13 protein-coding genes are annotated in these 15,807 nt (G+C 49.5%); 9 read left to right on the plus strand and 4 right to left on the minus strand.

Going from position 1 to position 15,807, the window contains the following annotated elements; genetic code table 11:
* Window positions 1-141: 141 nt before the first annotated feature.
* The 6 genes from bshC to ACYU87_RS14430 all read left to right on the plus strand — a co-directional run bounded on the left by bshC (window position 142) and on the right by ACYU87_RS14430 (window position 6,822).
* Window positions 142-1,689, plus strand: a complete 1,548-nt coding sequence (gene bshC, locus ACYU87_RS14405; protein WP_461134762.1) for a bacillithiol biosynthesis cysteine-adding enzyme BshC — start codon at window positions 142-144, stop codon at window positions 1,687-1,689.
* 31 nt (window positions 1,690-1,720) lie between these two features.
* Entirely contained in the window at window positions 1,721-2,314 is a 594-nt protein-coding gene (locus ACYU87_RS14410) for a 5-formyltetrahydrofolate cyclo-ligase (protein ID WP_461134763.1), read from the plus strand.
* An 81-nt stretch (window positions 2,315-2,395) separates the two neighbouring features.
* Complete coding sequence (locus ACYU87_RS14415) at window positions 2,396-3,082, plus strand: hypothetical protein (RefSeq protein ID WP_461134764.1); 687 nt, start codon at window positions 2,396-2,398, stop codon at window positions 3,080-3,082.
* A 166-nt stretch (window positions 3,083-3,248) separates the two neighbouring features.
* Entirely contained in the window at window positions 3,249-4,262 is a 1,014-nt protein-coding gene (locus ACYU87_RS14420) for an aspartate-semialdehyde dehydrogenase (protein ID WP_461134765.1), read from the plus strand.
* A 113-nt stretch (window positions 4,263-4,375) separates the two neighbouring features.
* Complete coding sequence (locus ACYU87_RS14425; protein WP_461134766.1) at window positions 4,376-5,143, plus strand: ABC transporter ATP-binding protein; 768 nt, start codon at window positions 4,376-4,378, stop codon at window positions 5,141-5,143.
* Window positions 5,144-5,148: 5 nt separating this feature from the next.
* On the plus strand, window positions 5,149-6,822 hold the full coding sequence (locus ACYU87_RS14430; protein ID WP_461134767.1) for a hypothetical protein: 1,674 nt from the start codon (window positions 5,149-5,151) through the stop codon (window positions 6,820-6,822).
* A gap of 3 nt (window positions 6,823-6,825) precedes the next feature.
* Here the strand turns inward: ACYU87_RS14430 and ACYU87_RS14435 are convergent, their stop codons facing one another.
* From ACYU87_RS14435 to ACYU87_RS14450, 4 genes are all read right to left on the minus strand, one after another.
* On the minus strand, window positions 6,826-7,257 hold the full coding sequence (locus ACYU87_RS14435) for an RrF2 family transcriptional regulator (protein WP_461134768.1): 432 nt from the start codon (window positions 7,255-7,257) through the stop codon (window positions 6,826-6,828).
* An 845-nt stretch (window positions 7,258-8,102) separates the two neighbouring features.
* The gene (locus ACYU87_RS14440) at window positions 8,103-8,810 is read right to left on the minus strand and encodes a LytR/AlgR family response regulator transcription factor (RefSeq protein WP_461134769.1); all 708 of its coding nucleotides are present in this window, start codon (window positions 8,808-8,810) and stop codon (window positions 8,103-8,105) included.
* A 329-nt stretch (window positions 8,811-9,139) separates the two neighbouring features.
* Window positions 9,140-9,502: a hypothetical protein gene (locus tag ACYU87_RS14445; protein WP_461134770.1), complete on the minus strand. Its 363-nt coding sequence runs from the start codon at window positions 9,500-9,502 to the stop codon at window positions 9,140-9,142.
* A 109-nt stretch (window positions 9,503-9,611) separates the two neighbouring features.
* The gene (locus ACYU87_RS14450; RefSeq protein ID WP_461134771.1) at window positions 9,612-11,915 is read right to left on the minus strand and encodes a T9SS type A sorting domain-containing protein; all 2,304 of its coding nucleotides are present in this window, start codon (window positions 11,913-11,915) and stop codon (window positions 9,612-9,614) included.
* A 101-nt stretch (window positions 11,916-12,016) separates the two neighbouring features.
* Between ACYU87_RS14450 and ACYU87_RS14455 the strand changes: the two genes are divergently transcribed.
* Genes ACYU87_RS14455 through ACYU87_RS14465 form a run of 3 tightly spaced genes read left to right on the plus strand, consistent with a single transcriptional unit; the run spans window position 12,017 to window position 15,754 of the window.
* The gene (locus tag ACYU87_RS14455; RefSeq protein ID WP_461134987.1) at window positions 12,017-13,339 is read left to right on the plus strand and encodes a UDP-N-acetylmuramoyl-tripeptide--D-alanyl-D-alanine ligase; all 1,323 of its coding nucleotides are present in this window, start codon (window positions 12,017-12,019) and stop codon (window positions 13,337-13,339) included.
* Between the two features lie 28 nt (window positions 13,340-13,367).
* On the plus strand, window positions 13,368-14,033 hold the full coding sequence (locus tag ACYU87_RS14460) for a GDSL-type esterase/lipase family protein (RefSeq protein WP_461134772.1): 666 nt from the start codon (window positions 13,368-13,370) through the stop codon (window positions 14,031-14,033).
* A 59-nt stretch (window positions 14,034-14,092) separates the two neighbouring features.
* Entirely contained in the window at window positions 14,093-15,754 is a 1,662-nt protein-coding gene (locus ACYU87_RS14465; RefSeq protein ID WP_461134773.1) for a beta-N-acetylhexosaminidase, read from the plus strand.
* The last annotated feature ends 53 nt before the right edge of the window (window positions 15,755-15,807 follow it).

Consider the following 15,807-nt stretch of genomic DNA (forward strand, 5'->3'; position numbering starts at 1 on the left):
CCATCGCAGCGGAAAATACACGCGTCTTTGCGGTTGAGAACGAGTTAACCTAAAGACCAGGGATTAATCCACTTGTTCCCTGTCGAACCTTGCCGGATTTTTCGTTGTTAGAACCCGGTAAACGCAACCCCCACCCACTGCATGGACTGTCAGTACCTGCCGCTTGCCTCAACCGGCCAGTTTTCTTCTCTATTCCTCGATTACATTTCCCATAAAGACAGTCTGACCCCTTTTTATGGCCGTTTTCCTGACGTAGCCGCTTTTGAGCAACAGATTGACGAAAAGACGTTTGACGAAGCGAACCGGCAGGTTTTGGTTGATGCACTGCAACGGCAGTACCAGTCTATTGAGCATAAACCGGATTTTTCGGTCCTATTGCAGCCCAACACATTTACGGTGACGACGGGGCACCAGCTCAATATTTTTACCGGGCCGCTCTACATCGTCTACAAACTCATCACGACAATTAATCTGGCCAGAAAGCTCAAGACCGCTTATCCCAGCTACAATTTCGTGCCGGTTTACTGGATGGCGACCGAAGATCACGACTTTGCCGAGATCAATCACTTCTCGTTGATGGGCAAGAATTACGCCTGGCAGACCGAGCAGCGTGGCGCGGTTGGTCGCATGAATCCACAGGAGTTAAAAGCACTATTTAGCCAAATTCCCGAGAAGCTTACGCTGTTTGAGACGGCTTACCTGCAAAACGATACCCTGGCGGATGCTGCTCGCTGTTACATACATGAGCTTTTCGGAGCTGAGGGTCTAGTCTGTTTAGATGCCGATGATGCGGCCCTGAAACGCGTGTTTGCTCCTGTTATGCGGGATGAGCTTACCCAGCAGAAATCGGGAGAATTAGTGCAGGCAAGAACTAAAGAACTAGAGAAACTCGGGTACAAAACGGTCATTGCCCCCCGCGACATCAACCTGTTTTATCTGGACGACCAGGTACGCGAACGCATTGAGCGTATGGACGATGGCACCTACCGGATCCTGCACACGAAAGTAAAGTTTTCGGAGAGTGAATTGCTTGCTTTGCTGGATGAGCATCCTGAGAAGTTTAGTCCAAATGTGGTGTTGCGACCCCTGTATCAGGAAACGATTTTACCCAATCTGGCTTACATTGGCGGCCCATCGGAGGTACCCTACTGGTTACAGTTGAAAAGCGTGTTCGAGCAGTACAAAACAGCGTTCCCGATTCTGATGCCCCGGAATTTCGCCATGTATGTTTCGTCCGTAAGTGCCAGACGTATCCGCAAACTGGGCCTCACGCCCGAGCAGCTGTTTCAGGATACGCTCGTCCTCAAACGGGAGTTCATCGAGACCCACACCCGCCACGTTCTTAAATTCGATAACGAGAATCGAACCATCAACAAATCGCTTGATGCCATCCTGCACAAAGCGCAAATGGTTGACCCGTCACTCGAAAAGGCGGTTTTAGCCGAAACAAAACGGTTTGCCGACGCAGTAGCCCGGCTCGAAAAGAAAATGCGACGGGCCGAAGAACGCAATCAGGAAACGGGCGTTCGTCAACTATTGGCGGTCAAAAATGATCTCTTTCCGAACGGGAGCTTGCAGGAACGCAGCGAAAATTTCCTGACATTTTACCTGAATGACCATCAGTTCCTGCAGAAAATGTTATCTGCTTTTGACCCGTTCAACTATCAGATGCAGCTTTGCCTGGAATAGTTGTTCAATCAAGTAGCATCTACTTAACTTTATGACTAAAGCTGAGTTACGCCGGGCGTTTCTGACTAAACGCAAAGCCCTGACAGCCGATGAGGTTAGCCGAGATAGCCAACGCATAACCAGTAATTTCTTCGCCTATCTCGAGCAGAACGATCTTGGTAGTAGCCAGACAATCTTGCATACGTTTCTGCCCATCAACCGACAGAATGAAGTAGATACCTGGCCTATTATTCATCAGATCTGGACAAATTATGCCCACATCCAGATTAGTGTTCCGGTTACCGATGAGTACACCAGTCAACTGATCAGCTATACGTTGTTTCCATCTACGGCGCTGGTAGCGAACAGACTGGGTATTCCCGAACCCACCATCGGCAACCGGTATGAAACAGATAACACCCAAATAAGCATTGTCGTAGTGCCCTTGTTGGTCGTTGATCAATCTGGCCACCGGGTAGGCTATGGTGGGGGTTATTACGATCGTTTTCTGGCGAATGAGGTACCACATAGCCGCAAGATTGGCGTGTCACTTTTCGGACCCATTGAGCCCATTGCTGATTTTGACCATACCGATATAAAGCTGGACGTTTGTGTTTTCCCCGACCAGACAATCATCTTCAATTAAGTCTATTTAATAAGGGTTTATTTAATTTTTAATGCTGCCAGTTGTCGATTCTTCCTATCTTCCTTAAACGAATCGACAAACATGAAAACGCTACAGCTTCTACTCTTACTTTGCCCATATTATGTGTGGGCGCAACACGTTACGCTTCCGCCCCCGATCTCGGCTAAGAATCTAAAACCTATCGAAACCGACCTGGTCCCCTCCAATGGTCGCTATGGGCAGCAGGTAAAAACACAATACATGTACGATGGTCTCGATGTTCGACATGCCAAAGATTTGGGTCAGTACATCTATGCATCGGGCAACCCTGACGCCATCCGCGAATTTGATCGCTATATCGGTAGTCGAAAAACGGGTGGCTGGCTCATTGCCGGTGGCGTTACAACGGCCATTATTGGAGCAATCATCATGGGGTCGAATGGGCCGGGAAGCGATGGGAAGTTCACCATGCAACAGCCTTTTGTTTGTCCAATGGGCTACGCTTGTGGTGGAATCGGAATCAGCGGTACAGTGTATGGTGGAGGTATTGTCGGGTACCAGACGGTAACAGATACCCAGCGGCAAAACTCCTACGCCAAGGGAGGAGTTTTTTTGATAGGTGGGGCTATACTGGCCGGAATTGGCTGGGGATTGAATATGCCTGGCTCGCATTTGCGTCGTTCGGTGCAGTACTATAACCGAGCCTTAAAGCAACAGACTGGCTCCTGGCGGCTCACCCCCTATTCTGCCTGGTCCAGTACAGGCGTGGTTCTGGTTGGACGTTTCTAACTTTTTCGAGTAATAATTCCTGTCCGTCAAAGTTTTACCCTATTTTTGCAGGCCAAATATTACGCGGGCGTCTGTTCATCATCGACGACCCGTTTCCATTAACTTAAAAAGTGGATTTTCACGGCAACAGCCCGCAGGGGCGAACCGGGACATTCACATCAAAACAATGAAAATCGCAGTCGTTGGGGCTACTGGCTTGGTCGGTAGCGAAATCCTGAAGGTGCTTGCCGAGCGCAACTTCCCCGTGTCAGAACTTATTCCTGTCGCTTCCGAGCGGTCGGTTGGTAAACAGGTGGAATTCAAAGGCAAAGCCTACACGGTAGTTAGCTTCGAAGATGCCATTGCCGCCAAACCCGCTATTGCAATATTTTCAGCGGGGGGGGGGACATCCCTTTCCCTGGCCCCGAAATTCGCCGAAGCGGGTATTACAGTCGTTGATAATTCGTCGGCCTGGCGCATGGACCCAACCAAAAAACTGGTCGTTCCCGAAATTAACGCCAATACGCTAACACCCGAAGACAAGATCATAGCCAACCCAAACTGCTCAACCATTCAGATGGTTGTCGCCTTGAAACCACTGCATGATCGGTACAAAGTCAAGCGGGTTGTAGTATCTACCTACCAGTCTGTTACGGGAACGGGTAAAGCCGCCGTCGATCAGCTTTTTGCCGAACGTACGGGGCAGCAAAGCGTAGAAAAAGTATACCCGCATCCCATCGATCTGAACGTGCTTCCCCACATCGACGTCTTCCTCGACAATGGGTATACCAAAGAGGAGATGAAAATGGTCAACGAAACCAAGAAGATCATGGGCGATGACTCTATTCAGGTAACGGCCACTACCGTTCGTATTCCAACCATTGGCGGCCACTCAGAAGCCGTCAATATTGAATTTGAGAACGAGTTTGAACTAAGCGAAGTAGTTGAGCTACTGACAAACGCCGAAGGTATTATTGTACAGGACGATCCGGCGAACAAAATTTATCCGATGCCGCTGACGGCTCATGGTAAAGATGAGGTATTTGTAGGTCGCATCCGTCGTGACGAGAGCCAGCCCAAAACGCTGAATATGTGGATTGTGGCCGATAACCTTCGTAAAGGAGCTGCGACTAATGCCGTACAGATTGCCGAATATCTGGTGAAGCATAATCTGGTTGAAAGCGATGCGGTAACCGCGTAACCGTTCTTCCTGCTTTCTTACCGAAAGTCCCGTTTGGCTAGTTGCCAGGCGGGACTTTTTGCGTAGCTTTAATTCAGCTTTCCTCATCCGGAAATTCATTTTCTATTGCATCAATGTCCGTCATCCAGCTTCAGAATATTTATAAATCCTACGAGTCAACGCCCGTCCTGAAAGGCATTGATCTTCAGGTATCGGCCGGGCAAATTGTGGGATACATCGGTCCCAACGGCGCGGGAAAATCGACCACCATAAAAATTCTGATTGGAATGCTTCCCGATTTCACCGGAGAAGCGACGGTATTGGGCATGGACGTAAAAACCCAGTCGCTCGACATCAAACGACGCATCGGGTACGTTCCCGAAAATGCGGCTTTGTATGACACCCTGACTCCGTTGGAATACCTTCAGTTCATTGGCCAACTGTACACGCTGGACTCAATCCACATCGAACGAAAAGCCCTGGAGCTACTTCGGCTCTTTCGGCTCAGCGACCACGCCAACGCCCGTATGACAACCTTCTCGAAGGGAATGCGTCAGAAAGTATTGCTCATTTCGGGCTTACTACACAACCCGGACGTCATTTTTCTGGATGAGCCCCTCTCGGGTCTGGATGCTAACGCTGTTGTGCTGATCAAGGAAATCATGAGGCAGTTGGTCAACGATGGCAAAACCATTTTCTACAGCTCGCACATTATGGATGTGGTCGAGAAGATTTCGGATCGGATCATTATTATCAACCAGGGACAGATTATTGCCGACGGCACATTTGCTGAGTTACAGCACCAGCGCCCCGAATCGCTCGAACAATTGTTTGCTCAATTGACGGGCAGCGACGGGCAGACGGGCATTGCCGAAGAGTTCGTTCATACGCTCAAAAATTAGTTGGTATGACAAGCCTTATTCTCTGGCTCCTCGACTGGATGAAACCGTTGGTTCAACTGATGGGGGCTGATTATGGTCAGTTGCGGGCCATTGTGCAGGTGAAACTGATCATGGATAACCGTCGGAGCTTTGTCAGCCTGGGTCGATATGGCAAGCCAACCACCGAAAGCAACAGCAATTTTAGCCGCATCCTGCTCGTATACGCCGTTGTTGGTAGCCTGATCAGCGCAACCATACTGATTATACCAGAACCGGAAGCGCTTTTCCTTCCACTTACGCTGCAGTTTTCCTACATCATGGCTCTGTGCGCCATGACGCTCATCACCGACTTCTCGTCGGTGATCATGGACTCATCTGACAATCAGATTATTCTCCCCCGCCCCGTTGGTAGCCGAACCCTGTGGCTGGCCCGGATCGTTCACATAACCAGTTATCTGTTTGCCATTGCGTTGTCTTTATCAGTCGGTGGTATTTTGTTGATGGCGTATCGGTTTGGCCCGGTAGTAGGCCTGACGTTTCTGGTCATGAGTCTGTTATCGGCGGTGTTGATGGTGTTTTTAACCAACGTATTTTACCTGGCACTGATGCGGTTCATCAGCGAAGAAAAACTGCGTGAGGTGATCAACTATTTCCAGATCGTGATGGCCATTCTGTTCTACGGCGGTTACCAATTGTTACCCCGCCTGATCGACTCCCGGAATCTAATTACCCAAACGATGGACCACCAATGGTGGCATTACCTGATTCCGCCTATGTGGATGGCCGGCACCGTCGATATGCTGATCCAGCCCATACTGGATAAAGAGCATCTGATTTATGGAGCGCTGGCGCTGCTGGCGCCGTTTGGGGGCCTGTGGTTTATGAACCAGTTTCTAACCGTAAATTTTGCTCAAAAGCTGGGTAGTCTGGACAGCGAAAGCCGTACTGAAACCTCGCCGGTTTTAGTAAACCAATCAACGATACCAGGTAAAAAGCAATGGCTTGGTCTGCTATCCGGCTGGTTTACAACGAATCCGCTTGAGCGAGCCGCCTTTACCTTTACCTGGCGAATAACGGGCCGCGACCGTAAATTTAAGCTTAAGACCTATCCTCAACTGGGCTTTGGATTTGCCTACGTCGTTGCGATGTCCTTCCAGCAGGGCAGTTTGGGGTCAAAGGGCTTTTTCTACATTTTCGCCCTCTATTTTGCCGGACTTTATGTTATGGTCGCTCAGTATCAATTGGGTATTTCAGATAATTACCGGGCAGCCTGGATATACGGCAGCGTTCCCATCGAAACACCTGGCCATGTTCTCTCCGGCTCGGTAAAAGCCCTGATTATTAAACTTCTGCTGCCGTTTTACACGCTGTTATCAACCTACATTCTATACCGTTACGGCCTTGATAAACTAAGCGATGTGTTGCTGGCATTCAGCAATTCGCTGGTTATGCTCCTGATTACAGCCCTGATGTCTATACGACTCATGCCGTTTTCGGTCGCGCCCGATGCGATAAAGCAGAGCAACACCGTTCGGGGGTTACTCACCAGCCTGACGCTGGGTATTATCGGACTATCGCACTACGGACTGACAATGTTGCCCTATGGAACCTGGGTAGCCCTGCCCTTTTCGGCAACTCTTTTCTGGTTTCTGCTTCAACAATACAAAAAAACAGCCTGGAGTAAGATCCAGATGGGCTAGGAATCACGAAGCCAGCTGCCCATTTGCGTGGGCAAATTGCTGTAAGGTAACCTGTTCGTAAACGGCTAGATTGGCATCCCGTACCCGTACCATAAGGGGTCGGATAACACAGGTTTCTTCGTCGGCGCAATCATCGCAGCGTACGTAAAAATTCTTCGACACACAGGGCGTTGGCGCAATTGGCCCGTCAATAATCCGTAAAACCTGCGCCAGATTTACCTGCTGGGGATCCAGTCGCAACATATAGCCGCCCCCTTTCCCTTTCTGGCTTTGCAACAAGCCATGATTGCGGAGATCCAGCAGAATAGCTTCCAGAAATTTTTGAGGAATATTCTCTTTTGCTGAAATGCTGGCAATCAGGATTGGCCCCTTTCCGTATTCCTCGGTCAGTACTTTTAAGGCCTTAAAGGCATATTTTGCTTTCTTAGAAATCATATGGACGTTTATTTTTTTACACGGTTTAAGTCACAACGGTACGCTTAGTATTCGTTTACTACCCACCAGCAGCCTGAAAATAGACCTGTTCAGTAGTGTGCATCAGGCATTTAGATGAACTATTACTTTTATTAATCCTATAGATTAAATAGAATAATAAAGGCGAAAGTCTCTTATTATTGCGCAAAGTTGTTAACAGTAAGGAGAACTACAAAAATCCGCAGGCTTTTTATGGCCGTTTTAATGCGTCAGTAAGGCGGGAAAGTTACGCGTCAGAACGGGACCGTGGCGTTTAGTCCCATTAGGCCCAGAAGCCAGCCATCATTGATAAAGCAAGATGAATTGCAACTCGGTAAAACAGTCCTTATATTCAGTCAGTGGCGGCTAGTTCTGTTTAGAAATCAACAACAAAAGGAGGAATTTTTTCATTCATGACAATAAAGCAGTCGTTTATGCCATAAACTCGCTGGGATTATTACCTGTCAATAATTTAGCGATTCATTAAACCAAGTAAACACCATATATGAATATTAACGATTTGACCAACCCTCATAAAGATTCAGTTAAAGATACTTTCAATAAAGCCACTCCCGAATTTTACACACTCAACGTCGATAAGGCGTCGAAACAGATCGATACAGGTTCTGTCGAGTTATCAGAATTTAACTGTCTATTGGCTCATTATAAAGCAAAAGTGCTTGAACGATACGCTTCTCTATATAAGTTCTGACAGACTGGTGATACCATTCCCGTTTTTGCGTCGCAGATTTATTCAGCTTATAGCCAGACTAATTCATTGAATGCAGGGCTTTATTCGAATTACGTCACGGATAAGGAGTAGCCCGCTATGCCTCATTGGTGTCAAATACCGACAATAGTTCGCTCAGACCGGGTCGAAATGAGCGGCCGATGGGGAGTTTTGTCTGGTTTAGCCAAATGTGATTTCGGTCGTAACCGGTTATTCTTGCCAGGTGTATCAGGTACGACTTATGGATACGTTTAAACAAATGAGCGGGTAGCCTGTCGGCCACAGAAGCAAATCGCTCGCTAGCCACAAACATCCGGTCCCCGGTATAGATTTTAGAGCAGACTCCGAATGCCTCTACATAATCAATTAGCTGACTATCAACGTGCTGAATACTGCGATTTATTTTTAAGGTAATCGTGTTTGTTCGCACACTCTTTATCTGGTTCGGCCACTGAAATGCTCGACCCAGGGCAATGCTCAGCCGCTCGGCGGTGTAGGGCTTTAACAGGTAGTCGGCGGCCTTTCCTATTTCATAGCTTTCCAGAGCGTAATCAGCATACGCACTGGTTATAATAACGGGTGGTAAAGCTACCCCCGTTTTAAGTAATGACAGTCCCAGTTGCCCATTGAGTTTAATGTCAAGAAAGACCAGATCAATAGGCTGAGTGTCAATAAGCCGGAGAGCATCCTCAACTGTCGGTACTATTCCAGCCAGCTCGAAAGGAGATAATTTACTCAGGAGACCTTTCAGATACTGAGCATCCGATTCTGTGTCATCAATAATAAGATATTGTTGTACATCCATGAGTATACTTGATTCGTTGAGTAACAAACCTGACTAGCAAAGTCCCCCCTTTCACAAGGTAGTTTAAAAAGCCTTTATTACTGGATGTATGCAGTAACATTTAAAGCACCGTGACCAAGTTCAGCTTGTCTAAATGATTACTAGTTTCAATTAAATAATAGCCTTCGTTGACGTTTATCAAGTGCAGCTAACCGAGTTGTGCGGTTGCCCAATTAATACAGGTTCTCGGCAACGACCGATTCAGTAGGATAGATTTTCCTGACTTTTTAATACAAACGTCCCGCTCAGCGAAAGCTAAGCGGGACGTTTGTATTAGGCGTATTTTTATCTTAATAACGCTCGTTACCTTCGTCTTCCTCCTCGGCGAGTTCTATGATTTCAGCGTCCAGTTCGTCGTCCGATAAATCGTCGTTTGCGTTGTCTACAAATTCATCAGGTTCGGCTTCATTCGAAAGTTCATCCGTAGCGTGACGCGCCGTAGCCGTGTCTGTGTATAACAGCGTGTCGGCGGCTTCTTCATTTCCCGGATTCAGGACATCAGGCTCGTTATTGACGCCTAACCCGGCGTAAACGACAGCATCCTGCTCGGCATCGTTTTCGGGCAGGTTAATGTTCTGGGGCGACATGCCCTCCAGGGGACCGCCCGTAGTGGAATCGACTGGTTGCTGATCGGAGTTATTGTTGGTTTCCATAGTGGTTTAGTCGCGGATAAATAACGGAACTAGCTGCATACCCGTTTTCAGTTACCGGGTGTTCATGTCTAACTACACGGGCTAAAAAGAGTTTTCGGAAAAGCCGGCGTTATTTCCAGACCACTACTTTCTGGATCTGAATGGGGCGGTTATCCGGCACAAGCCGCAATAGATACGTGCCATCGGCCAGACTACCCAAATCGAGAATCGTTTCAACGTCGGTCTTAACGGCCTGTATCGGCAACATGGACTGCCCCGACAAGGATACCAATTCGATGCGGCCATCGTAGTGCGGACGAACCGTCAGGTAGCGATCCGTTGGATTCGGAAATACCCAGGGGCTGGTCAGCTCCTCTTCAATGACGCCCGTTACGACTACTTTCTGTGAGGTATTTTTGAGGTACCGCAAACCACCGGCAGAACTCCCCAGCATTAAATCGGGAAGCTGATCGCCATCGAGGTCGGCCACAGCGGCAATCAGCCCTTTGCCGGGCAACCCCACCGACGCCAGCGAGTCGATTAGCGTAAATGACTGGTCGGGTCGATCCGGAAACTGATACACCCGAACGGTACCATTATCGGCGGCAGCAATCAGTTCATTTTTCTGATCGCCATTGAGATCTGCAACAACCAGGGAACGTGCTTTTGCGTAGACAAAATCGTCGGTAGTAAATCCGCCAAAGGTTTGGTTCTGTAATTGAAAAACCGGGACTGTAGCCGTTCCGGCATTGCGGTAATACAGAATCGTACCGAAATTATACCGGCCAATCAACACATCGGGTTTGCCGTCTTTGTCAACATCCGTTACGGTTAACAGATCGAGAAGCCCCATCAGATCGGGTTTGGGCCAGCGGATAGCCCCGGCCAGATTATACTGAGCAGCCGCCCCTTTGGCCGCCGAATTGATCAGAACGCGAATCTCAACATTCGTTGCCGACGCGCTGGTAATCACCAGGTCCATACTACCGTTATTGTCTACATCGGCGAAGGACGGTACGGTGTTTGTCAACGCCAGCGACTGCGCCATACCCAGGTAGTCCGTTGTTATGAGCGCAAAAGCCGGGTTCTGCGTAGTACCCTTGTTCTCAAAATGCCAGATGCCCGCGCGGTAACTGGAGCCCAGCCCCACCCCACCGTACCCAACCAGCAAATCCATATCGCCATCGCCATCCAGGTCGGCCAGTGCGGGGGCAGCCCGTTCACCCAGATCAAGCATATCGCTTTGCAGGAAATCTTTTTGGATAAGTTGAAACGCTGGCTTCTGGGTTGTACCCGTATTCTTGTAAAACCAGCCCGACGCCCGAAAATCGAAGGCGTACCCATCGTTAAAGTTGACGTTCGGTGAGGCTAGTAAATCTTTCTGCCCGTCGCCGTCGACATCTTCCCAGTACGTAGCCGGGAAGGCAGGAAACAGAATCGGGTTGGCAGCCGGGAACAAACTATCGTAGCTTACGAAATTAGCTTTATCATTGTTAGGACCAGTATTACGCAATCGGGCAATGTTCTCGCAACTCACAAACCCGAACAGTAGGTCTTTGTGACCATCCCCATCGGTATCAACAACGGTCAGGGTGTTACCTGTATGAAGGGGGCGGGCCCCGCCTGGATTGGCCCGGCTTGGATTGGCCCGGCCTAGACTGACCCCGCCTGTATTGGCAGCATTGGTTTTAGCCACCATTCGCCCCGAACCAGCAGTACACTGGATACCAAACGTAAAATCGTTGCAGTATTCTTTATGAAAATGGCCCCAGCACTGGTCGCCGGTCCGCATGAAATCGAGCCCTCCTTTTGTTCCGGTTTTCTCAACGCTCATGTTTTGCTGATAGGAAATGATGTTGCCATCGGCATCGAACGTAATGATATCGATATCCCCATCGTCATCGTAATCCGTAATGGCCGGCAAATCGACGGTGGTCACGTAAAGCGTCTGAAAACCGCCGAAGCCAACAGTTTTCAGCGGGTCTACGGCCACCTTAAAAGACACGGTTCCGCCCTGCGATTCATTGTGGTAAACGGCTACTCCCCTCGCGCTATTGGTAAATATATCTTTCCGGCCGTCGAGGTCATAATCCACCAGGAGCATCCAGCTGTACATGACGGCTGGAAAAGCGGTTTCATACTCGGGCGCGTATTGCCAGGCAATGCCGTTACCAATTGGATTATCGACGGCAATAAAGGTACTGACCTTATTGGTTGTCCGATCAAACACGGCCAGGTCATCGCGTGAGTCATTATTCAGCCGGATGGTTGAGTACTGGGTGGTGTTGAGGCCACCGGCCCAGGGGTTGAGCAACGACCGCCCATTCAGGCTTACCGTCGGGCTTTGCTCATACCGAAATGAAATCTTTCCGGCCGACTGCGCGAACGGGAAGAGGGGAATTACTAAAAAACAAAGCGTAAACAGCTTTTTCATCTAATTTTGGGTATCTCTCGACTACATAGTAGCCGTAAGGTTGAATTTCACGCTTATCACATCCGTTGCGTTTAGAAAACGTTGAAACCGACCCGAATATGATGGTCACCACCGAACAACTCTACCATAAATTTCAGGAATGCACGGGCGTATCAACTGATACCCGCCGAATAACGCCCGATTGTCTGTTTGTTGCTCTTAAAGGCGATACCTTCGATGGGAATAAATTTGCCGAACAGGCCCTGGCATCGGGTGCCCGGTATGCCGTTGTCGATGATCCTGACGTGGCCAGCCGCGTTTCGGGTTGTCTGCTGGTAACCGATGGGCTGACGGCCCTTCAGGATTTGGCCCGCCATCACCGCCAAACGTTTTCCTTTCCGGTTATTGCCCTGACTGGCTCGAATGGCAAGACAACGACCAAAGAGTTGATTGCGGCTGTCTTGTCAAAGAATTATCAGGTGTATGCTACCGTTGGCAACCTCAACAACCACATCGGTGTACCCCTTACCCTGTTGGCGCTCAACGAACAGCACGAATTGGCCATCGTCGAAATGGGGGCCAATCACCAGAAAGAAATCGAGTTACTGTGTTCCATTGCCCAGCCCACCCACGGCCTGATTACCAACGTTGGCAAAGCGCACCTGGAGGGATTTGGTGGTGTGGAAGGCGTCAGAAAAGGGAAGGGTGAATTGTATGACTACCTCGCCCAAAACGCGAAAACGGTCTTCATCAACTCCCTGGACAAAACCCTGACGGCCATGTATCGGGAGCGGCTAAAAGCTATCCGTTCCGAGACGACTTTCGCCGAAGCGATCTTTTATCCGGGCGTAGATTCAACCCAGGAACCGATCACCCTGCTCAGCGAATCGCCGGTGGTTGTTTACCGGGACAGTATGAGCCAGAATGTGACAACCCACCTGCCGGGTCGCTACAATTTCGAAAATATGCTGGCGGCCCTGGCCATAGGAGATTATTTCGGCGTCTCGCCGGAAGAGGCCAACCGGGCCATAGCGGATTACAATCCAACGAACAATCGGTCACAGCACATCGTGAAGGGCACAAACACGGTGTTGCTCGATGCCTACAATGCCAACCCAAGTTCGATGGCTGCGGCTGTTCAGCAGTTTGCCGCTACACCCGCCAGACGAAAAGTGGTCATTCTGGGCGATATGTATGAACTCGGCCCGGAAAGTGAAGCCGAACACGCGGCTTTGGGAAAACTCATTGCCGAAAGCAAATTCGATCTGGTCATTCTGGCGGGAAAAGACATGCACTATGCGCTGGGCTATCTCCCGAAGGCGTACTATTTCCCCGACAAATTTTCGTTGCATAACTGGCTGATGGACAACCCCATGACTGACACCCACATTCTGGTGAAGGGATCGCGGGGCATGAGTTTGGAATCGGTGGTGCCTTTCTTGTAAAACCGTTCAATTTACTGTACTCGACCACATGAAAATCAATTGGTTTATAGGCTTGTTTTTCGTCAGCACATGGGTAATGGGGCAAGCGCAGCCCGTAGCCACAAACCACCCGTTCGACGCCGAAATCCGGGCGTTTGAAGCGATGGATAAAGCGACGCCCCCACCTCAGAACGCCATTGTTTTTACGGGTAGCTCGTCCATTCGTTTGTGGGAAAACCTGGCCACTTATTTTCCTGACAAAAAGATACTCCAACGCGGTTTCGGCGGATCGGAGTTGAGCGACGTCATTCGCTACGCCGATCGCATTATTGTTCCTTATCACCCGAAACAGGTTGTGGTATACGCCGGTGAAAATGATATTGCTTCGGGCAAACAAACCGGCAGGCAAACCTTCGATCGGTTGGTGACCCTGTTCGAGCACGTTCGGCAGAAACTACCGAACGCTACCTTTACCTTTATTTCCATTAAGCCAAGTCCCTCACGGCGGTCGTACTTTTCCGAAAATGCGGCTGCGAACCAGCTCATCAAACAGTACCTGAGCAAGCAGAAAAACACGCAGTTTGTGGACATCCGGCCCGTTATGCTTGGTCAAAATAACCAACCCATTCCCGCTCTGTTCAAGCCTGACAGTCTACACATGCTCCCGGCGGGTTACGAGCGCTGGGCCACTGTATTGAGTCCTTATCTGAAGTAGATCACAAGCCCTTGACTACTTTTAAGTAAGTATCGGATTTTACCCAGTCAGCTCCATTCATGAAAAACGTTTTTCTCTGTGCAGTCACGCTGCTGGTTTCAGTTCAGCTTGTGGCAGCACAAACAGCAACCTATGCCATTCTGCCAAAGCCCACTCAACTGGAAGCTGGCAAGGGAAGTTATACGTTACCCAACACGATACCCATTGGCGTCCAGTCGGCAAATTCCGAAGTAAGTCGAATTGCGCAGGTGCTGGCCAACCAGCTAGCGAAGGCCACCGGATTCAGCCCGGTTATTACCGCAGGAAGCGCACCAAAGGGCATTTCCTGCGTGGAGGCCAAGGGAAAGAATGTGGGGGCTGAAGGCTATACACTGTCGGTGTCGCCCCGGCAGATCGTCATTACGGCCGAGCAGCCACAGGGCTTTTTTTATGGTGTTCAATCGCTTTTGCAATTGATGCCGGCCGCTGTGTTCAGTCCAACGAAAGTAACGGGTGTTACCTGGACGGTACCGGCCTGTACCATTGTTGACAAGCCCCGCTACGGCTATCGCGGCTCAATGCTCGATGTTGGTCGCTACTTCTACCCCGTACCGTTTATCAAGAAGTACATCGATCTGCTGGCGCTGCACAAAATGAATACCTTTCACTGGCACTTAACCGAAGATCAGGGATGGCGGATTGAGATTAAAAAATACCCGAAGCTAACTTCGGTTAGCTCAACCCGTAAAAAGACGATGGCTGGTCATTACCGGGATCATGCCTATGACAACAAACCTTACGGTGGTTTTTATACCCAGGATGAGGTTCGGGATGTGGTTAAGTACGCGCAGGATCGTTACATCACGGTCATCCCCGAAATCGAAATGCCCGGCCACTCGGTAGCTGTGCTGGCTGCTTACCCCGAATTGGAAAGTAACGCGGATAAAATTCTGGATGTATCCTACACGTGGGGCGTTCACGACGATGTGCTGTTTCCTCGCGAAGAAACGTTTACTTTCCTGGAAAATGTGCTGACCGAAGTTATGGGATTATTCCCGAGTCAATACATCCATATCGGTGGCGACGAGTGCCCCAAAACGCAGTGGAAACAAAGCCGTTTCTGCCAGGCGCTGATGAAAGAAAAAGGGCTAAAGGACGAGCATGAATTACAGAGCTATTTTATTCAGCGCATCGACAAATTCGTTAGCTCGAAAGGCCGCCGGATTATCGGCTGGGACGAGATTCTGGAAGGGGGCCTCTCTCCAAATGCCACGGTAATGAGCTGGCGGGGCATTGATGGTGGTATTGCTGCAGCCCGACAAAATCATGATGTTGTAATGAGTCCTACCACGTATTGTTACCTCGACTATTACCAGGCCGATCCCAAAACGCAACCCGTGACCATTGGCGGTTTACTACCCCTCGAAAAAGTGTACAGCTTTAACCCATCCGTATCCGATAGTTTGACCACCGAGCAATCGAAACACATATTGGGCGTACAGGCCAATGTCTGGTCCGAGTACCTGCCCACTACCCACTCCGTTGAATACATGGCTTATCCGCGCCTTATCGCCCTAGCCGAAACAGGCTGGACTCCGCAGGCAAGTCGCAATATCGACGATTTTAAACAGCGATTAGACATCCACAAGAAACGGCTGGACTACCTGAACGTCAATTATTTCGGCGCTCCTATCAATAATACGTTCCAGTATGTTTGGCCAAAGGAAACGGCGAAAAAGTAACGGCTGTCCAAACCAGCGATGGCTCTTTAGTCAGCACTGGTTTGGACAACCAT

The sequence above is a fragment of the Spirosoma lituiforme genome (assembly GCF_054776635.1).